The sequence below is a fragment of the Pseudomonas sp. ANT_J12 genome (genome assembly GCF_008370045.1).
Taxonomy (GTDB): Bacteria; Pseudomonadota; Gammaproteobacteria; order Pseudomonadales; family Pseudomonadaceae; genus Aquipseudomonas.
Genome location: NZ_VOBN01000016.1, coordinates 15817 through 35139, shown reverse-complemented (window position 1 = coordinate 35139; position 19323 = coordinate 15817). Strand labels below are relative to the sequence as shown.

Below are 19323 nucleotides of genomic sequence, written 5' to 3'. Positions count from 1 at the left end.
GCTTGAAGCCCGCTTATCCACAACCTGACTGCGTTTCATATCCCTTCTAAAAGCGGTTGGGTTAGAATGCCCCCCTTTTCTGCCCCGATCCTTGAGGACCGCCATGTTCAGCCGTGATTTGACTATTGCCAAGTACGACGCCGATCTCTTTGCCGCCATGGAGCAAGAAGCTCAGCGCCAGGAAGAACACATTGAGCTGATCGCTTCGGAAAACTACACCAGCCCTGCGGTGATGGAAGCTCAAGGCTCGGTACTGACCAACAAGTACGCCGAAGGCTACCCGGGCAAGCGCTACTACGGTGGTTGCGAGTTCGTCGACGTGGTTGAGCAGCTTGCAATTGATCGAGCCAAAGAACTGTTCGGCGCCGATTACGCCAACGTTCAGCCGCACGCCGGTTCCCAAGCCAACAGCGCCGTTTACCTGGCCCTGCTGCAAGCCGGTGACACCATCCTGGGCATGAGCCTGGCCCACGGCGGTCACCTGACCCACGGTGCCAGCGTTTCGTCCTCCGGCAAGCTGTATAACGCCGTCCAGTACGGTATCGATGCCAATGGCCTGATCGACTACGACGAAGTCGAGCGCCTGGCCGTCGAGCACAAGCCGAAAATGATCGTGGCCGGTTTCTCTGCCTACTCGCAGATTCTGGACTTCCCGCGCTTCCGCGAAATCGCCGACAAGGTTGGCGCCTACCTGTTCGTCGACATGGCCCACGTGGCCGGTCTGGTCGCCGCTGGCGTCTACCCGAACCCGGTTCCATTCGCTGACGTCGTGACCACCACCACCCACAAAACCCTGCGCGGTCCACGTGGCGGTCTGATCCTGGCGCGCGCCAACGCCGACATCGAGAAGAAACTGAACTCCGCCGTTTTCCCGGGCGCCCAGGGTGGCCCGCTGGAGCACGTGATCGCCGCCAAAGCGATCTGCTTCAAGGAAGCGCTGCAGCCTGAGTTCAAGACTTACCAGCAACAAGTGGTGAAGAACGCCCAGGCCATGGCCGAAGTGTTCATCGCGCGCGGCTTCGACGTGGTGTCCGGCGGTACCAAGAACCACCTGTTCCTGCTGTCGCTGATCAAGCAGGACATCTCCGGTAAAGACGCCGACGCCGCTCTGGGCAAAGCGTTCATCACCGTGAACAAGAACTCCGTGCCAAACGACCCACGCTCCCCGTTCGTCACCTCCGGCCTGCGCTTCGGCACTCCGGCTGTGACCACTCGTGGCTTTAAAGAAGCCGAGTGCAAAGAGCTGGCTGGCTGGATCTGCGACATCCTGGCTGACCTGAACAACGAAGCGGTGATCGACGCCGTTCGTGAGAAGGTCAAGGCCATCTGCAAGAAGCTGCCGGTGTACGGCGCTTAATTGCACCGCTAAATCGCAGCGATAAAAAAACCGGTCAGTGATGGCCGGTTTTTTTTCGCCTGCACTTTTTCATCGCATTTTTTCAAATCAGGAAAGGCTCAAGGTCGGGGCATTGCGCCCAACTGGTAAGACCGGTCATGCCAATAGATGAATTTTCACTTGCGATCAATGAAAAACAGCGCCTAGACTGCGCCTGCACTGGACATACCGGTAAGACCACAATAATTAAGTCCTGAATCTGATGCGCTCAGCGCACGGCAGCCAGGACACCGACCAGGATTCCTCCCATGCTCAGATGGTGCTCGCGTTCAATCTTCCTTCAAGTGGTTCTCGGACTGGTGCTCGGCATCGTCTGTGGGCTGACCCTTCCCGAATACTCCGCACAGCTCAAACCCTTGGGCGATGGCTTTATCAAACTGATCAAGATGCTCATCGGCCTCATCGTGTTCTGCGTGGTGGTCAGCGGCATCAGCGGCGCCGGCGATCTGAAGAAGGTCGGGCGCATCGGCCTCAAGTCGGTCATCTACTTCGAAGTGTTGACCACCATCGCCCTGGTGATCGGCCTGGTGTTCGCGTTCAGCACCGGGATTGGCAGCGGCGCGAATATTCATCTGGACCAACTGGCCAAAGCCGACATGGGCGATCTGGCCCAGCGCGGCCAGCAGATGCACACCACCACGCAATTTCTGATGGACCTGATCCCGACCTCGGTGATCGGTGCCTTTGCCGACAACAACATCCTGCAGGTGCTGCTGTTTTCGGTGCTGTTCGGCAGCGCGCTGAACCTGGTGGGCGAAGCGGCTTCGGGCATCTCGCGGCTGATCAACGAACTCAGCCATGTGATCTTCCGCATCATGGGCATGATCGTGCGCCTGGCGCCGATTGGCGTGTTCGGCGCCATCGCGTTCACCACCAGCAAATATGGCCTGGACTCCCTGCAACACCTGGGCAGTCTGGTGGGCCTGTTCTACCTGACCTGCGCCGCGTTTGTGTCGCTGATTCTCGGCCTGGTGATGCGCCTGTCCGGCCTGCGCATGTGGCCATTGCTCAAGTACCTGCGTGAAGAGTTGCTGATCGTGATGGGCACCGCCTCTTCCGACGCCGTGCTGCCACAGATCATGCGCAAGCTGGAACACCTGGGCATCGGCAGTTCCACGGTCGGGCTGGTGATTCCGACCGGTTATTCCTTCAACCTCGACGGTTTCTCGATCTACCTGACCCTGGCCATCGTCTTCATCGCCAACGCCACCGGCACGCCGCTGGCCATGACCGATTTGCTGACGATTCTGCTGGTGTCGCTGATCACCTCCAAAGGTGCCCACGGCATCCCCGGCTCGGCGCTGGTGATTCTGGCGGCCACCCTGACCGCGATCCCGGCGATTCCGGTGGTCGGCCTGGTGCTGGTGTTGGCGGTGGACTGGTTCATGGGCATCGGCCGGGCGCTGACCAACCTGATCGGCAACTGCGTCGCCACCGTGGCCATTGCGCGCTGGGAAAAAGACATCGATATCCAACGGGCGAACAAGGTGCTTTCCGGCCAGGTGGGGTATACCTTCCAGCCGAGAAAACCGGTGGCGCCGGCCCATCAACAGGAATTTTGAAGCATGCGGAGCCTGCCATAGGGCAGGCTCCCGGCCTTATCCATGGAGCAAACCGTGATTACCACTTCAACGGTCGTCAACTCAGTTGTAGAAAAACTCCGGGCCGCGCTGGCCCGTGGCCAGTGGCGCTCCGGCGAAATGCTACCGGGCCAGCGCGAACTGGCCGAACAACTGGGCATCAGCCGCCCGAGCCTGCGCGAAGCCGTGATCGTCCTCGAAACCCTCGGGCTGGTGCGCTCGATGCCGGGCAAGGGCGTGGTGGTGCTGGAGGCCAACCTCAGCGACAGCCAACATCACGACAGCGCAGTGGCCGGCGCCAGCCTGGAAGACGTGCTGCAACTGCGCTACACCCTCGAGCCGTTCATCGTCGGGCTGGTGGCGCAATCGATCAGCAGCAAGGAAGTCGGGCAACTGCGCCTGACCCTGATGGACATGCGCGAAGCCCTGGAGGCCAACGACGCCGAAGCCGGGGTCAACGCCTACATCGCGTTCCACGAAGAACTGTTCACCCTGACCTCAAACCCGATTTTCCAGAGCGTGGTGCAGCAGACCAGCAACGCCCTCAAGCAAAGCGCCGAGGTGTTGCGCAATTCGCCGGAGCATTTGGCCGAACGCCTGGAAGAAAACGAAGCCGTGGTGCGGGCGATCCGCAGCAAGAACAGCGCCCAGGCCAGCGCCGAGATGCGTCGGCACATCCTGCGTGAAGGCCAACGGATGGGCATCGAACTGAATATTCCGGACGACCACCTCGGCAGTTGAACTGCTTCGAACTGGAGACAGGCCATGAACAGCTTCGCCCCAGCGCCACCCCCCAGCGCCCTGCCCTTTCCTCAGCGGGCGGATGACCTTTATTCGCGGGTCTTCGACGCAATTCTGGAACAGCGCATCGATGCGGCCAGTCGTTTTACCGAAGAAAGCCTGGCGCAGATGTTCAGCGCCCGGCGCAGTGACATTCGTGGTGTGCTGACGCAATTGTCCCATCAACAGATCATCGTCCTGCGGGCCAACCACCGTCCCCGCGTCGCCGCGCTCGACAGCGAGCAGACCCGGCAAATGTTGCATGCACGGCGGCTGACGGAAATCACCCTGGTACGCCTGGCCTGTCAGCGATCTGGCCTGCAAGACTTGCAGCCGCTGCAAGCCTTGATCGACAGCGAGCGCCAATGCACCGCCCGTGGACCGGCGATCCGGTTATCGTGGGAATTTCATTTGCGGCTGGCGGAAATCGCTGGGAATGCACCGTTGGCGCATTTTCTGGGCAGTCTGGTGCCGCTGACCTCATTGGCGATTGCGCAGTTTGAGGTGGAATTAGAGGGCTATTGCGTTTGGAAAAAGCATCAGGCGATTCTGGAGGCTGTGGAACGCCGGGATGCAGGTATGGCTGAGCGCTTGCTGGGCCGGCATCTGGATTATTTGGAAGAGACGTTGCTCAATGCTGGACCGACATTCAGCGAGAATCGTGTTGCCGGTTAGATCGCTTTCGCGGGCAAGCCTCGCTCCTACAACGGCAACCCCATACCTGTAGGAGCGAGGCTTGCCCGCGAAGGCGTCATCACTGACGAACGCAACAATTCAATCCGCCGCCACCCGCGCAAACCCCTCGCGAATCTTCTCTTCCGGCAAATCATCGGCAATAAACACCATCACACTTTCGCGCGTCTCGCCCTCGGCCCATTCGGTGTCCCAATCGAAGCCGTACAACTTCAACACGCCCTGAAACACCATGCGTCGCGCCTCGCCCACGATGTTCAACACACCCTTGTAGCGCAACAGTTGCTTGCCGTGGTCTTCCAGCAGTTCGTTCATGAATTCGCTGAGCTTGTCGAGATCCAGCGGCTTATCGGTGCGCAGCACCAGGCTGGAAATGCGGTCGATGGACGGCGCCTTGCTCACCGGCCGCAAACTCATGCCACCGCCGAGGTCGGCATTGAGGTTGAAACCGCGTACGTCGAGCAATTCCGCCAGGTCGATCTCGCCGTGCTTGACCACGCGGATCGGTGCGCGACGGTTGATGCGGGTCAGGCGTTCACTCAACGCGGTGAAGGTCGGCTCATCCACCAGATCGCGCTTGCTCACCAGCAAGCGGTCGGCGAAACCGATCTGCGCCTGGGCGATGGTCTGGGTCAGGTGCGTCTCGGCATGGGCCGCGTCCACCAGGGTGATGATGCCGTCGAGGATGTAACGCTCGCGCAGTTCTTCATCGATGAAGAAGGTTTGCGCCACCGGGGCAGGGTCGGCCAGGCCGGTGCATTCGATCACCAGACGGTCGAAGGCGATCACACCGCTGTCCAGGCGTTCGAGCAGCAGGTACAGGGCCTTGGTCAGGTCGGTGTGAATGGTGCAGCAGACGCAGCCGTTGGACAGCGTCATCACTTGCACCGGTTCGTCGCCCAACAGTTGGGTGTCGATACCGGCATCACTGAATTCGTTTTCGATCACGGCGATTTTCAGGCCGTGCTCGGCTTTGAGCAGGTGGCGCAACAGCGTGGTTTTACCCGCGCCTAGGAAGCCGCTGAGGATGGTGACAGGGATAGGGGCTAACAAAATAAGGTCTCCCGGACGCAAAAAAAACCGTAGGAGCAAGGCTTGCCCGCGATGGCGTCCGAAGATCACCATCGCGGCCAAGCCATGCTCCTACAGTGCGGTGTTGCCTAGACCGCGTGCCTCAACAGCACTTCGGCCCACCCTTGCCACCGTAACGCGCCTCCTGACGTTCCCGGAAGAACATCTCGTAGGTCATCACCGGTTTGTCCGGGTGCTTGGTTTGCATATGCTCGACGTAGTTGTCGTAGTCGGGCATGCCGACCATCAGGCGCGCGGCCTGACCGAGGTATTTACCGAGGCGACTCAGGTCATTGAACATCTTTGCAATCCTCAGTTACGCGTCCGGCACAGCCTGGAATGGCGCTTCTTTATCCGTACGTTCCTTGCTGCCCCAGGCCGAGATACCGACCTTGAGCGCATAGAACAGGATGCTGAACACCACGAACAGGAACAGCGCCGTCAGCGTTGCGTTGGTGTAGGCGTTGAAGATCACGTGTTGCATCTGCGTAATGTCCTTGGCCGGGGCGAGGATCTGGCCGTTGGCCAGGGCATCGCTGTATTTTTTCGCCAGGGACAGGAAGCCGATCGCAGGATTCGCGTCGAACAGCTTGATGAAACCGGCAGTGGTGGTGCAGATCAGCAACCACGCGGCGGGCAGCAAGGTCACCCAGATGTAGCGTTGGCGTTTCATTTTGATCAGCACCACCGTGGCAAGCATCAGCGCGATGCCGGCGAGCATCTGGTTGGAGATGCCGAACAGCGGCCACAAGGTGTTGATCCCGCCCAACGGGTCGATCACGCCCTGGTACAGCAACCAGCCCCACATCGCCACACAACCGGCGGTGGCGATCAAGTTGGCGGTCCAGGATTCCGTGCGTTTGAGCGACGGCACGAAGGAGCCGAGCAAGTCCTGGAGCATGAAACGTCCGGCCCGGGTACCGGCATCGACGGCGGTCAGGATGAACAGCGCTTCAAACAGGATCGCGAAGTGGTACCAGAACGCCATGGTGTTTTCACCTGGCAACACGCTGTGCAGGATCTGCGCGATACCGACCGCCAGGGTCGGGGCGCCGCCAGCGCGGGCGAGGATGGTGGTTTCACCAATGTCATGAGCCACCGCCTGCAGGGCTTCCGGGGTAATTGCAAAACCCCAGCTGCTGACGGTTTGCGCCACGGCCACCACGTCACCGCCGACGACTGCCGCCGGGCTGTTCATGGCGAAGTACACGCCTGGCTCGATCACCGAAGCGGCAACCATGGCCATGATGGCGACGAAGGATTCCATCAACATCGCGCCGTAGCCGATGTAGCGGGCATTGACTTCGTTATCCAGCAGCTTCGGCGTGGTGCCGGAAGAGATCAGCGCGTGGAAACCCGAAACCGCGCCACAAGCGATGGTAATGAACAGGAACGGGAACAGACCGCCCTTCCACACCGGACCGGTGCCGTCGATGAACTGGGTCAGCGCCGGCATTTTCAGCTCGGGCATGGTGACCAGAATGCCGATCGCCAGGGCGATGATGGTGCCGATTTTCAAGAACGTGGAGAGATAGTCACGGGGCGCCAGGATCAGCCACACCGGTAACGAGGCGGCGACGAAACCGTAACCGACCAGCATCCAGGTAATCTGCACGCCCGTGAAACTGAACGCCTTGGCCCAGTACGGGTCGGCGGCAATCTGCCCGCCCAGCCAGATCGAACCCAGCAGCAGCAACACGCCGACCACCGAGATTTCACCAATGCGACCCGGGCGGATGTAGCGCATGTAGATGCCCATGAACATCGCGATCGGGATGGTCGCCATCACCGTGAAGATACCCCACGGACTTTCGGCCAGGGCTTTGACCACGATCAGCGCCAGCACCGCGAGGATGATGATCATGATCAGGAAGCAACCGAACAGCGCGATGGTACCGGGAACGCGGCCCATTTCTTCCCGGACCATATCGCCCAGGGAGCGGCCATTACGGCGGGTGGAAAGGAACAGGACCATGAAGTCCTGCACCGCACCGGCCAGCACCACGCCGGCGATCAGCCACAGCGTACCGGGCAGATAACCCATCTGCGCCGCCAATACCGGACCGACCAGAGGCCCCGCGCCAGCGATGGCCGCGAAGTGGTGACCGAAGAGGATGTGTTTGTTGGTCGGGACGTAGTCCAGGCCATCATTGTTGAGCACGGCGGGGGTGGCCCGGCGCGGGTCGAGCTGCATCACATTGTTGGCGATAAACAGACTGTAGTAACGATAGGCAACCAGATAAATGGCCACGGCCGCGACCACAATCCACAAGGCGTTGATCGCCTCGCCTCGACGCAATGCCACTACGCCAAGGGCGCACGCTCCTACGATTGCCAGCAGCAGCCAGGGTAGATGGCGTAGCAGGCTATTATTATTTTTCATTTTTTTAATCCAGCCAGAGTGGACAAGAAAGACAGCCACCCCGAGTTTAGCTCTACTGGCGACAAAGACCATAGTCCGACATTGGTCGAGCGCCATCACTGTGCTGGCAGCCTTTATCAATGCGGGTCTATAGTCAGCCAACCTTCACGAGGATTGCGCCATGAGCGACCAACCTGCAGATCGCCGCCGCTTCAAACGTTTTGCGTTCGACGCCCGAACCGAGCTGAGCCAGGACGGACTCACCTGGCCGGTGAAGCTGATCGACCTCTCGCTCAAGGGGGCGCTGATCGAAAAACCCGAGCCGTGGCTGGGCAATCCGGATTGGCATTTCCTGCTCGATATTCATCTCAATACAGACGTCGAGATCAAGATGGATGTGCTGCTGACCCACGACGATCATGGCCAGCTCGGCTTCGTCTGCAAACACATCAGCCTGGAATCCATCGAGCGCTTGCGGCGGTTGATTGAGTTCAACCTGGGGGATCCCGAGGAACTGGAACGCGAGCTGGGTGCCTTGATCGAGGTCTAAAGTACTTGCGCAAACGAGCTTGTGTGGCGAGGGAGCTTGCTCCCGCTGGGCTGCGAAGCAGGCCCAAAATCTTGTGAGCGCTTCGCGCTCAAGCGGGAGCAAGCTCCCTCGCCACAACAAGCCCGCTCCCACAGGGGAATTGTGGTTTATTCGAATAAGGCATCGAGGGCCTGTTCCAGCCGGGTGACCGCAATGATCTGCAACCCCGGCGGTGCTTCTTTCGGCGCGTTGCCCTTGGGCACGATGGCGCGCTTGAAGCCGTGCTTGGCCGCTTCCTTCAGGCGCTCCTGACCACTCGGCACCGGGCGCACTTCACCGGACAACCCGACTTCGCCAAACACCAGCAGATCATGGGGCAGCGGTTTGTTGCGCAAGCTCGACATCACGGCCGCCATCAGCGCCAGGTCCGACGCTGTTTCCAGTACCTTGACCCCGCCGACCACGTTGAGGAACACGTCCTGATCGTGGGTCGGAATGCCACCGTGGCGGTGCAACACCGCCAGCAACATGGCCAGCCGATTCTGATCCAGCCCCAGCGTCACCCGGCGCGGGTTGGCCAGGTGACTGTCATCCACCAGCGCCTGCACTTCGACCAACATCGGTCGCGTGCCTTCCCACGTCGCCATGACCACACTGCCCGGGACTTCTTCCTGAGCACGCGTGAGAAAAATCGCCGAAGGGTTGGATACTTCTTTCAGGCCCTTGTCGGTCATGCCGAACACGCCCAGCTCATTCACCGCGCCGAAGCGGTTTTTCACCGCCCGCAACAGCCGCAAACGCCCATCGGATTCGCCTTCGAAATACAGCACGGTGTCGACCATGTGCTCCAGAACACGCGGGCCGGCCAACGCGCCTTCCTTGGTCACGTGGCCGACCAGGAAAATCGCCGTGCCGCTCTGCTTGGCATAACGCACCAGCAACGCCGCACTTTCGCGCACCTGGGACACGCCGCCCGGCGCCGATTGCAGTTGTTCGGTGAAAATCGTCTGGATCGAGTCGATCACCATGACCTTGGGCTTTTCCTGCCGGGCCGTGGCGATGATGGTTTCGATGCAGGTTTCGGTCATCACCCGCAGCTTGTCCTGGGGCAAACCGAGACGACGGGCGCGCATGGCCACTTGTTGCTGGGATTCTTCGCCGGTGACGTACAGCGCCGGCATGCTCTTGGCGAGGTTGCACAAGGTTTGCAACAAAATGGTCGACTTGCCGATGCCGGGATCACCGCCGATCAACACCACCGAGCCGTCCACCAGGCCGCCACCCAGCACGCGATCGAGTTCACTGGAGGCCGTGGAGAACCGTGGAATCTCTTCGACACTGACTTCGGCCAGGGTCCTGATCTGGGCCTGCTGGCCGGTCCAGCCGGTGCGACCGCTGGGCGCCGCCGCCCCGCCGCTCTCGACCATGGTTTCGGTCAGCGTGTTCCAGGCCCCGCACTCGCCGCACTGGCCGGCCCACTTGGGGAAGGTGGAGCCGCACTCGGTGCAGCCGTACATGCGCTTGGCCTTGGCCATCTGAACTCCCGGCAAAAACCGCGATGATAGCGCAGCCGGACCGGATCAGCGCGGCGTGGCGTTACGGATTTCGCCACTGGCCAGACGCGCGGCGCTGTTGCCCAGCGGATCCTCGGCATTCAGGTCGGCGCCCTTGGCCTTGAGCGCGTCCAGCAATTCCACGCGATGAAACAATCCGGCGTACATCGCTGCCGTCTGCCCGGCCCCGTTACGCTGGTCGGGGCTGCAATTGGCGGCCAGCAGGGTTCGGGCGATCTGCACTTCGCCTTTGAAAATCGCGCCCATCAAAGCTGTGTTGCCCCGCTGATCCTGGGCGCAGGCATCGGCGCCAGCGGCGAGCAGACGGTCCACAGCAGCGCTTTGGCCGTGATACGCCGCCAGAATCAGCGCGGTGTAACCCTTGCTGTCGCGGGTATCGAGGGCGTAACCGGCCTCGATGAAAGTCTCGAGCATCGGCACATCGCCACGGCGGGCGGCATCGAAGTAGTAATCCTGCAATTGCGCTTTGAGCGCGGCGGGGTCTTGCGCGACGTGTGCCGCAGGTTCAGCAAACGCACTGGACGACAGTGCCGCCAGCAACAGGAAGAAATAGAAACGCATGGGAGGGTTCCTTGGTCAGACGGGACCCCGTGCGGGGCCCCGCGTTTCAGGCAAACGGGATCAGTCGACCAGTTTGGCCGCCAGTGCCTTGACCCGCGCCAGGTCACCTTTGGCGACCTTGGTCACGCCGGAGCCGTATTCCGGGTCGGCCTTATAAAGGAACGACAGCATGATGTGCTTGCTCTCGTCGTCGGTGTCGGCCAGGGAGCCGCCGAAGTTGTCGATCAGGTCCTGGCGTTCCTTCGGGCTGAACGAGCGATACAGGTCGCCCGCCTGCTTGAAGTTCTGCTCACGCTGGATCTTCGCCTGCTGGGTGCTGCCCGACAGCGCCGACTGGCTGTAGCGTGCGGTTTGCGGCTCCTCACGCGCCAGCAAACGGCTTGGCTGGTAATTCACGCCAGTGCTGCTGGCGCCGCTGTTCATGGCGCCATCCTGGTTACCGTTATTCACCGCCACCTTGGGCGCGTTGATCGGCAGTTGCAGGGCATTGGCACCCAGGCGATACATTTGAGTATCGGCATAAGAGAACACTCGACCTTGTAACAGGCGATCTTCCGAAGGCTCGATTCCGGGAACCAGATTGGCCGGCGCCATGGCGACTTGTTCGGTTTCCTGGAATACATTCGCCGGATTACGGTTCAACACCATTTGTCCAACTTTGCGTTCAGGTATACCTGGCCAAATCTTGGTGGCATCCAAAGGATCGAAATCAAACTTGTACAAGTCTTGAGGATTTACAACTTGCACGTACAAGTCCCACTTCGGGAAGTCGCCTTTGTTTATATGAGCCACCAAATCGTTGGTCATATGACTGTAGTCCTGACCTTGAACTTTGACGACAGCCTTTGGATCGAGATTGTTAATCCCCTGCAAACTTTTCCAATGAAACTTCACGTAGTGCACTTCGCCTTTGGCATTCACCAACTTATAGGCATGCACGCCATTACCATCCATCTCCCGATAACTGGCCGGGGTCCCGGAGTTGGAATACAACTCGGTCAGGGTGCGGGTGGCTTCCGGTACGTGGGAGAAGAAATCGAAGCGACGGGAATCGTCGTCGAGGTTGGTGCGCGGGTCAGGCTTGAAGGCGTGGACCATGTCCGGGAACTTGATGGCGTCGCGGATGAAGAAGGTCGGGAAATTGTTGCCGACCAGGTCCCAGTTGCCGTCCGCGGTGTAGAACTTGGTGGCGAAGCCGCGGGGGTCACGCAGGGTTTCCGGGGAGTGGTTGCCATGCACCACCGCTGAGAAGCGCACAAACACCGGCGTGCTCTGGCCGCCGGCGAACACCTTGGCCTTGGTCAGGTCGCTGAGGTCGTCGGTCACCGTGAAAGTGCCATGGGCCCCGGTACCACGGGCATGCACCACCCGTTCAGGAATGCGTTCGCGGTCGAAACGCTGGAGTTTCTGGATCAGTTGCACGTCTTGCAACAACACCGGGCCCGTGGCGCCGGCGGTTTGCGAGTTCTGGTTATCGCCGACGGCGGCACCGTTATCGCGGGTCAGGGTGGCTGCATTCACGGAAAAGGACAGCAGGCCGGCGCTCAAGACGCCCAGGGCGCGGCGATGGGGAAAAGCCCCGAGGCCAAGGGAAGTAGTCATAGGAGTTTCCTCTGATTTTATAAAGCGCATCCAGGTGCGCTCAGCAGAGGCTAGTGACCGACAGCGCAAAACCTAAATAGAAATGCCACACCGGGCCGATAGGCAAAAGATGCTGGAAGGGCCGGTCTAGAGGGGGTAACCGCGCGCGAATGCTGGCCTTTTGTAAACTTTCCGGCGCCGGGCCGGTCGATAGCAGGCAAGCGATGTAAGCAGTTGTGTCGAGCGAGATGCGTTTTGCTGATTTACACTGCCTTCACCAACCTCATCTGTAACAAGGAAATAACCTATGGGCGTGCTTAACGAGTTCAAGGCCTTCGCGGTCAAAGGCAATGTGGTCGATATGGCCGTCGGTATCATCATCGGCGCCGCGTTCGGCAAGATCGTCTCGTCGTTTGTCGGCGATGTGGTCATGCCGCCGATTGGCCTGCTGATCGGTGGGGTGGATTTCAGCGACCTGGCCATTACGCTAAAAGCCGCGAATGGCAACATCCCGGCGGTGGTGCTGGCGTATGGCAAGTTCATCCAGAGCATGATCGACTTCATCATCGTCGCGTTTGCGATCTTCATGGGCGTCAAGGCCATCAACCGCCTGAAGCGCGAAGAAGCCGTGGCACCGCCCCTTCCACCGGTTCCAACCAAGGAAGAAGAGTTGCTGAGCGAGATCCGTGATCTGCTCAAGGCCCAGAACGACCGGCCTTAAGGGCTGTATTGCAATGAAAACGGCGCCTTCGGGGCGCCGTTTTTTTACCAGTAGTTTTCCACCGCCACTTGCCCGGGCCGGCGGCTGAGGCTCAGGTTCATGTCCCGTTGCTTGAGCAACTGGCGCGTGTCATCGATCATCTGCGGGTTGCCGCAGATCATCACCCGCGAATGCTCGGGCGTCAGCGCCAGCCCGGCCGCGCGCTCCAGCTCGCCATTTTCAATCAGATCGGTGATCCGTCCCTTCAGGACGCCGGGCACCTGCTCGCGCGTGACCGTGGGGATGAACTGCAGCTTGTGGGCGTACTGCGCCAGGTAATCACGCTGCGCCAGCCCCGCAATCAAGTCCTGATAGGCCAGCTCCCGACCTTCGCGGGCGCTGTAGACCAGGATGATCCGTTCGAATTTTTCCCACACCTCGAAATCCTGCAGGATCGACAGGAACGGTGCCACCCCGGTACCGGTGGATAACAACCACAGATCGCGGCCATCGACGAAACGGTCCAGAGTCAGGTAGCCCTTGGCCTGCCGCTCGATCAGCAACGTATCCCCCACCTCCAGGCGGCTCAACTCACTGGTGAACTCGCCACCCGGCACGACTATGGAGAAGAACTCGAGAAACTCGTCATACGGCGAAGAGACCATGGAGTAGGCGCGCCACACCGTGCTGCCATCGGGCTTGGTCACCCCCAGCCGAGCAAATTGCCCCGCACGAAAACGGAAGCCCGAATCCCGGGTAGTGCGCAGGGTAAACAGGCTCGGGGTCAGTGGCTGGACGTCGAGCAGGGTCTGGCGGGTGAATTTTTCCGCACTGGCGGTCATGGGGCACTCCATCGGACAGGTGAGCCCAGTGTCCCGCAAAGCAGGCGACTTAAACACCGGTGGTTTGTAGTGGCTTTAGCGACGGTTACTGTTCATTAGTTGTTCTTATTTAATATCGGCGGTCGGTGACATTAATTAGCCATTAAGCATTTGTGAAAAAATTGTCAGTTAATTATCCATGAGCGTGTTACTCAACAGTGACACTCCTTATAAACCGACCTCGCACTTCCAACAGTTATAAAGAGCAAAAAAATCGGAGCACCTGCGTAGGATTCGTCCTACACTCGTGACGTGCCGGATCTTGGATCCAATGGGCACCCCAGAGGAACACGCATGTGGAGAACGGCAATGGAAATATGGAAGGAGTCTCAGCTAACGCAACTGTCTTATGCCAAGGAAATGGATACCGCCTACCAGATCTCACTTAACTTCGCAAAAAATCTCGGCTTCAAATTCTGTGCTTTTTCAATAACTTCAAATACGCCAGGTACTCATGACACCACCCAGAACCGGAACAATTTCCCCCAAGCCTGGAACACCGAATATGAACAAAACCAATTTCGCGCCATTGACCCAGTAGTAGCCCATTGCAATCAATCCATGCTGCCGATTTTATGGACTGAAGACGTTTTCTCCCGGACGCCGTGGCTGTGGCAAGCCTTGCAACAACAAGGCCTGCAACACGGCTGGTCGCAATCCTTCCATGACGAGGAAAGCGGTCTGTGCAGCATGCTGAGCCTGGCGAGAAGCCACTGCCCGATTACCGCGTATGAGCTGTATGAAAACCTCGGCTTCACGGTGTTCATTGGTCGTCATTTGCACACTCTGGCAGCCAAGGGCCTGCCGAAAAAAATACCGAGACCGAGTACGCCGCCGTTGTCGGTCCGTGAAGTCGAGGTGTTGCGACTGTCCGCCGACGGCAAGACCGCATACGAAATCTCCAGAATCCTTAACCTGAGCGAGCGTACGGTGAATTTCCACGTGCACCGTGCCATCGAGAAACTGGGGGTCTGCAACAAGATTGCTGCGGTGTGCGCAGCGACAAGGGCCGGCGCCATCTGAAACCGCTTGATCCCGGGAAAACCTGCGGGTAATCCACTGGAAAAAAACGTACCATTTGCGATCCTTCCTGAGTGTTGACGTGTGAAACTTCACGCCGCAGTCCACTCGGTCGGTTCCGCCCGCTACATCGCCCCAGGGCCGCGGGATACCCGTTGATTTTCCAGAGCCCCCGCCCCATGCCCTTGCTCGAAACACCCTTCGCCCAACTCGACCTCATCCGCCAACCCGAACAGCAGAACGAACCGCTGCAAGCCTTCGATGCGGCTGACGAATACCTGCTCAATCATCTGGCCGAACAGCAACCAACAGCCGATGCGCGGGTACTGGTGCTCAACGACAGCTTTGGCGCGCTGGCTGCCAGCCTGGCGGGCAAGGTTCGGGTCACCAGCAGCGGCGACTCGTTCCTGGCGTTCCAGGGACTGGAAAAGAACCTGATCCGCAACGGCCTGGCTTTCGACGCCGTACCGAGCGTGCCAGCCAATGAAGCCTTCGTCGGACCATTTGACCGGGTGTTGATCCGGGTGCCAAAAACCCTCGCCTTGCTCGAAGAACAACTGATTCGTCTGCAAGGCCAACTGGCCCCGGGCGCCCAGGTGATTGCGGCGGCGATGGTCAAGCACCTGCCCCGCGCCGCCGGGGATTTGCTGGAGCGCTACATCGGCCCGGTCCAAGCCTCGTTGGCGGTGAAGAAGGCGCGGTTGCTGATCGCCACGCCCGAAGCCAAAACACCGGCCGTCTCGCCCTACCCTTCGCGCTACTTGCTCGATGATCCGGCGATTGAACTGCTCAACCACGCCAACGTGTTCTGCCGCGAAGGACTGGACATCGGCACCCGCGCCTTTCTCCCGCACTTGCCGAAGAACCTCGGCGCGGCGCGGGTGGCGGATCTGGGTTGCGGCAACGGCGTGTTGGCCATCGCCAGCGCCCTGCAAAACCCTGAAGGCCATTACACGCTGGTGGACGAGTCGTTCATGGCGGTGCAATCGGCCCGCGAAAACTGGCACGCGGCGCTGGGTGAACGCGAGGTGATTGTGCGCGCCGGCGATGGCCTGGCCGGGCAGGAACCGCAGTCGCTGGACGTGGTGCTGTGCAACCCGCCGTTTCACCAACAACAAGTGGTCGGCGATTTCCTGGCCTGGCGCATGTTCCAGCAAGCCCGGGAGGCGCTGGTGGTCGGTGGCGCGTTGTACATCGTCGGCAATCGCCACCTGGGTTATCACAGTAAGCTGGCGCGGTTGTTTCGCGGCGTCGAACAAGTGGCGGCGACGCCGAAATTCGTCATTCTCAAGGCCCGCAAATAATCGCGCACCAAAAAAAAGCCCTCCGTCAGGAGGGCCACACAACCGTGCCGCGAGGCAACGGGATGGGAATTCAGTGGGTAGTCAGACCTGCGGCATTCATGAACATGCGCATCAGGCTGGCCACGATGAACAGCGCCACGACGCTGCCGGTCCAGATCATCGCCAACCATCCGAGCCGCTGCCACAGCGGCTTTTTTTCGGCCTGTTGAATGTCGTGCAGGGTGGGTTTGGTGGACATGCTGTCGATCCTCTCTTGAAGTGATGGCGTCTGTGAGGACGCCTTCGCAAGCAAGCTGTGCTCCTACAGGGGTTCCTGGTGTGGCGCCTGGGCTGGCGCCATCGCGAGCAAGCTTTGCTCCTACAGGGGTTCCTAGTGGTAACCGTCTTCGTGGGTGACCTTGCCGCGGAACACGTAGTAGCTCCAGAAGGTGTAGCCCAGGATGAACGGGATGATGAACAGCGTGCCCACCAGCATGAAGCCCTGGCTTTGCGGCGGTGCGGCGGCGTCCCAGATCGAGATCGACGGCGGCACGATGTTCGGCCACAGGCTGATGCCCAAGCCGCTGTAGCCGAGGAAGATCAGCACCAGGGTCAGCAGAAATGGCGTGTAGTGGGCATTGCGGGCCACCGCGCGGATCAGGCCGTACATGGTCACCAGCACCAGGATCGGCACCGGCAGGAACCAGAACAGGTTCGGCAGGGTGAACCAGCGCGCCGCAATCTCGGCGTGGGCCAGCGGGGTCCAGATGCTGACGATGCCAATCACCGCCAACACCACGAACGCCAAGGGCCGCGCCAGGTTGTGCATCTGTTCCTGCAACTTGCCTTCGGTCTTCATGATCAGCCAGGTGCAACCGAGCAACGCGTAGGCAATCACCAGCGCCAAGCCGCAGAACATCGTGAATGGCGTCAGCCAGTCCAGTGAACCACCGGCAAACTGGCGATTGACCACCGGCAGCCCATCAATGAACGCCCCCAGCGCCACGCCCTGGAAGAAGGTTGCAGCCACCGAGCCACCGATAAAGGCCTTGTCCCACAGGTGACGCTTGTCGTCCTTGGCCTTGAAGCGAAACTCGAACGCCACGCCGCGGAAAATCAGCCCGATCAGCATGAAGATCAGCGGCAGGTACAACGCCGAGAGCACCACCGAATAGGCCAGCGGGAAGGCGCCGAACAACGCCGCGCCGCCCAGTACCAGCCAGGTTTCGTTGCCGTCCCAGACCGGTGCGACGGTGTTCATCATCACGTCACGGTCGGTCTTGCCAGGGATGAACGGGAAGAGAATCCCGATGCCCAGGTCGAAACCGTCCATGACCACGTACATCATGATGCCGAAGATGATGATCACGGCCCAGATCAGCGGAAGATCAATACCCATGATTCAAATCTCCTTGGTCGCGGTGTGATCAGCATCGGCGTGATCGTCGTCAGCCGCGGACAACGGACGGGCCGGCGTGCGTTTCTGGCCAGGCCCCCCCTCGTTGGTTTCCTTGCCTTCGTCGATCTTCGGCCCTTTGCGCACCAGGCGCATCATGTAGCCAAGACCGGCGCCGAACAGCGCGAAATACACCACCACAAACAGCACCAGCGTAATGCTCATCTGCGCGAAGCTGTGATTGGAGGACGCATCCGCCGTGCGCATCAACCCGTAGACCACCCACGGCTGCCGCCCGATTTCCGTGGTGAACCAACCGGCGAGGATCGCGATCAGGCCGGACGGGCCCATCCACAACGCCAGGTACAGGAACGGCCGTGAGGTGTACAACTTGTCGCGTTTGCGCAGCCACAGGCTCCACAAACCGGTGAAGATCATCAGGAAACCGAGGCCGACCATGATCCGGAACGACCAGAACACGATGGTCGAATTCGGCCGGTCTTCGGGTGGGAAGTCCTTGAGTGCCGGCACCTGTTTGTCCAGGGAGTGGGTCAGGATCAGGCTGCCCAGGTAAGGAATCTCGACCGCGTATTTGGTCTTCTCGGCTTTCATGTCCGGCCAGCCGAACAGGATCAGCGGGGTCGGTTCATCGCCAACGTTTTCCCAGTGCCCTTCGATCGCGGCGATTTTCGCCGGTTGATGCTTGAGTGTATTGAGGCCGTGGAAGTCGCCGATCACGGCCTGGATCGGTGCCACGATCAAGGCCATCCACATGGCCATCGAGAGCATGGTGCGGATCGCCGGGTTGTCTTTGCCGCGCAGCAAGTGCCAGGCTGCCGAGGAGCCGACGAAGAATGCAGTCGCCACGAACGCCGCCGTCGCCATGTGCATCAGGCGATAGGGAAACGACGGGTTGAAGATCACTGCCAGCCAGTCGACCGGAATCACTCGGCCGTCGATGATTTCAAAGCCTTGTGGCGTCTGCATCCAGCTGTTGGACGCGAGAATCCAGAACGTCGAGATCAGCGTGCCGACGGCCACCATGACGGTGGAGAAAAAGTGCAGATTGCGTCCGACCTTGTTCCAGCCGAACAACATCACGCCGAGGAAACCGGCTTCGAGGAAGAACGCGGTGAGCACTTCATAGGTCAGCAACGGCCCGGTGACGGCGCCGGCGAAGTCCGAGAAACGGCTCCAGTTGGTGCCGAACTGATAGGCCATGACGAGGCCGGAGACCACGCCCATGCCGAAGTTCACGGCAAAGATCTTCGACCAGAAGTGGTACAGATCGCGGTAGGTGTCGTTGTTGGTTTTCAGCCACAGCCCTTCGAGTACCGCCAGGTAACTCGCCAGGCCAATGGTGATGGCCGGGAACAGGATGTGGAACGAGATGGTGAACGCGAACTGCATCCGGGCGAGATCAAGTGCCTCCAAACCGAACATAAGTCTTCCTCTGTCAGGTAATACCGGCTGTAGGGCTTATGACCCTGCACCCACTCTGCCCCCACGGATATGGAGTGTGGCGAATTCCAATTCGTTCTTTTTTTAGAAACATCACAACGTAGGGAGTCTGGCCATCAGGCCGCCGGATCAATTCCTTGCGGGGTCTTGATCTGGATCAAGCAACGTAGAAAGAGTAGTCCCATTTTTGGCGATGGACGGTGTGGTCTTTTGACGCGTGACAGGTTGCCTCATTGCTCTGCTTACGTGCTGAAACACATTCACTGTGGTGAGTGAATATTTGTGGCAAGGAGGCTTGCTGTGGCGAGGGGGCTTGCCCCCGTTCGACTGCGAAGCAGTCGTAAAAAGGTGAATGCGCTATTTCTGCCTGAATGAAGCCGCAACCATTGGGGGCTGCTACGCAGCCCAGCGGGGGCAAGCCCCCTCGCCACAGGAGATCGGCACAGTATTTTTGA

General features: G+C 59.9%; 18 protein-coding genes. 8 read left to right on the top strand and 10 right to left on the bottom strand.

Annotated features, from left to right (window positions below):
• The first annotated feature begins 103 nt into the window (after positions 1 to 103).
• From glyA to FQ192_RS25360, 4 genes are all read left to right on the top strand, one after another.
• Positions 104 to 1357: a serine hydroxymethyltransferase gene (glyA, locus tag FQ192_RS25380; protein WP_123404839.1), complete on the top strand. Its 1254-nt coding sequence runs from the start codon at positions 104 to 106 to the stop codon at positions 1355 to 1357.
• Positions 1358 to 1644: 287 nt separating this feature from the next.
• Entirely contained in the window at positions 1645 to 2958 is a 1314-nt protein-coding gene (locus FQ192_RS25370) for a C4-dicarboxylate transporter DctA (RefSeq protein ID WP_149661009.1), read from the top strand.
• A gap of 54 nt (positions 2959 to 3012) precedes the next feature.
• Complete coding sequence (locus tag FQ192_RS25365) at positions 3013 to 3717, top strand: FadR/GntR family transcriptional regulator (protein WP_149661008.1); 705 nt, start codon at positions 3013 to 3015, stop codon at positions 3715 to 3717.
• A gap of 24 nt (positions 3718 to 3741) precedes the next feature.
• On the top strand, positions 3742 to 4431 hold the full coding sequence (locus FQ192_RS25360; RefSeq protein WP_149661007.1) for a GntR family transcriptional regulator: 690 nt from the start codon (positions 3742 to 3744) through the stop codon (positions 4429 to 4431).
• 99 nt (positions 4432 to 4530) lie between these two features.
• Here FQ192_RS25360 and yjiA read toward each other — a convergent pair whose 3' ends face one another.
• From yjiA to FQ192_RS25345, 3 genes are all read right to left on the bottom strand, one after another.
• Positions 4531 to 5502 carry a GTPase gene (gene yjiA, locus FQ192_RS25355; RefSeq protein ID WP_149661006.1) on the bottom strand — a complete coding sequence of 324 codons (972 nt, stop codon included), beginning with the start codon at positions 5500 to 5502 and terminating at the stop codon, positions 4531 to 4533.
• A 121-nt stretch (positions 5503 to 5623) separates the two neighbouring features.
• Positions 5624 to 5821: a YbdD/YjiX family protein gene (locus FQ192_RS25350; RefSeq protein WP_008154232.1), complete on the bottom strand. Its 198-nt coding sequence runs from the start codon at positions 5819 to 5821 to the stop codon at positions 5624 to 5626.
• Between the two features lie 15 nt (positions 5822 to 5836).
• Positions 5837 to 7903: a carbon starvation CstA family protein gene (locus FQ192_RS25345; protein WP_149661005.1), complete on the bottom strand. Its 2067-nt coding sequence runs from the start codon at positions 7901 to 7903 to the stop codon at positions 5837 to 5839.
• A gap of 160 nt (positions 7904 to 8063) precedes the next feature.
• Between FQ192_RS25345 and FQ192_RS25340 the strand changes: the two genes are divergently transcribed.
• On the top strand, positions 8064 to 8432 hold the full coding sequence (locus FQ192_RS25340; protein ID WP_149661004.1) for a PilZ domain-containing protein: 369 nt from the start codon (positions 8064 to 8066) through the stop codon (positions 8430 to 8432).
• A gap of 146 nt (positions 8433 to 8578) precedes the next feature.
• On the opposite strand, the gene radA is transcribed toward FQ192_RS25340, so the two are convergent.
• Genes radA through FQ192_RS25325 form a run of 3 tightly spaced genes read right to left on the bottom strand, consistent with a single transcriptional unit; the run spans position 8579 to position 12148 of the window.
• Positions 8579 to 9946, bottom strand: a complete 1368-nt coding sequence (gene radA, locus FQ192_RS25335) for a DNA repair protein RadA (protein ID WP_123404825.1) — start codon at positions 9944 to 9946, stop codon at positions 8579 to 8581.
• Between the two features lie 45 nt (positions 9947 to 9991).
• Positions 9992 to 10546, bottom strand: coding sequence for an ankyrin repeat domain-containing protein (locus FQ192_RS25330; protein WP_149661003.1), 555 nt, complete (start codon positions 10544 to 10546; stop codon positions 9992 to 9994).
• A gap of 60 nt (positions 10547 to 10606) precedes the next feature.
• Entirely contained in the window at positions 10607 to 12148 is a 1542-nt protein-coding gene (locus FQ192_RS25325; RefSeq protein ID WP_149661002.1) for a catalase, read from the bottom strand.
• Positions 12149 to 12434: 286 nt separating this feature from the next.
• On the opposite strand from FQ192_RS25325, the gene mscL reads away from it, so the two are divergent.
• Positions 12435 to 12848, top strand: coding sequence for a large-conductance mechanosensitive channel protein MscL (mscL, locus tag FQ192_RS25320; RefSeq protein WP_149661001.1), 414 nt, complete (start codon positions 12435 to 12437; stop codon positions 12846 to 12848).
• 44 nt (positions 12849 to 12892) lie between these two features.
• Here mscL and FQ192_RS25315 read toward each other — a convergent pair whose 3' ends face one another.
• On the bottom strand, positions 12893 to 13669 hold the full coding sequence (locus FQ192_RS25315; protein WP_149661000.1) for a ferredoxin--NADP reductase: 777 nt from the start codon (positions 13667 to 13669) through the stop codon (positions 12893 to 12895).
• Positions 13670 to 14017: 348 nt separating this feature from the next.
• Between FQ192_RS25315 and FQ192_RS25310 the strand changes: the two genes are divergently transcribed.
• Both FQ192_RS25310 and FQ192_RS25305 read left to right on the top strand, forming a co-directional pair.
• Positions 14018 to 14731: an autoinducer binding domain-containing protein gene (locus FQ192_RS25310; protein WP_149660999.1), complete on the top strand. Its 714-nt coding sequence runs from the start codon at positions 14018 to 14020 to the stop codon at positions 14729 to 14731.
• A 176-nt stretch (positions 14732 to 14907) separates the two neighbouring features.
• Positions 14908 to 16032 carry a class I SAM-dependent methyltransferase gene (locus FQ192_RS25305; protein WP_149660998.1) on the top strand — a complete coding sequence of 375 codons (1125 nt, stop codon included), beginning with the start codon at positions 14908 to 14910 and terminating at the stop codon, positions 16030 to 16032.
• A 70-nt stretch (positions 16033 to 16102) separates the two neighbouring features.
• On the opposite strand, the gene FQ192_RS25300 is transcribed toward FQ192_RS25305, so the two are convergent.
• The 3 genes from FQ192_RS25300 to FQ192_RS25290 form a co-directional block, all read right to left on the bottom strand.
• Positions 16103 to 16270, bottom strand: a complete 168-nt coding sequence (locus FQ192_RS25300) for a DUF2474 domain-containing protein (RefSeq protein ID WP_149660997.1) — start codon at positions 16268 to 16270, stop codon at positions 16103 to 16105.
• 132 nt (positions 16271 to 16402) lie between these two features.
• The gene (gene cydB, locus FQ192_RS25295; RefSeq protein WP_149660996.1) at positions 16403 to 17410 is read right to left on the bottom strand and encodes a cytochrome d ubiquinol oxidase subunit II; all 1008 of its coding nucleotides are present in this window, start codon (positions 17408 to 17410) and stop codon (positions 16403 to 16405) included.
• 3 nt (positions 17411 to 17413) lie between these two features.
• Positions 17414 to 18850 (bottom strand): cytochrome ubiquinol oxidase subunit I, encoded by a 1437-nt coding sequence (locus FQ192_RS25290; protein WP_149660995.1) that lies wholly within the window; start codon positions 18848 to 18850, stop codon positions 17414 to 17416.
• Positions 18851 to 19323: the final 473 nt, after the last annotated feature.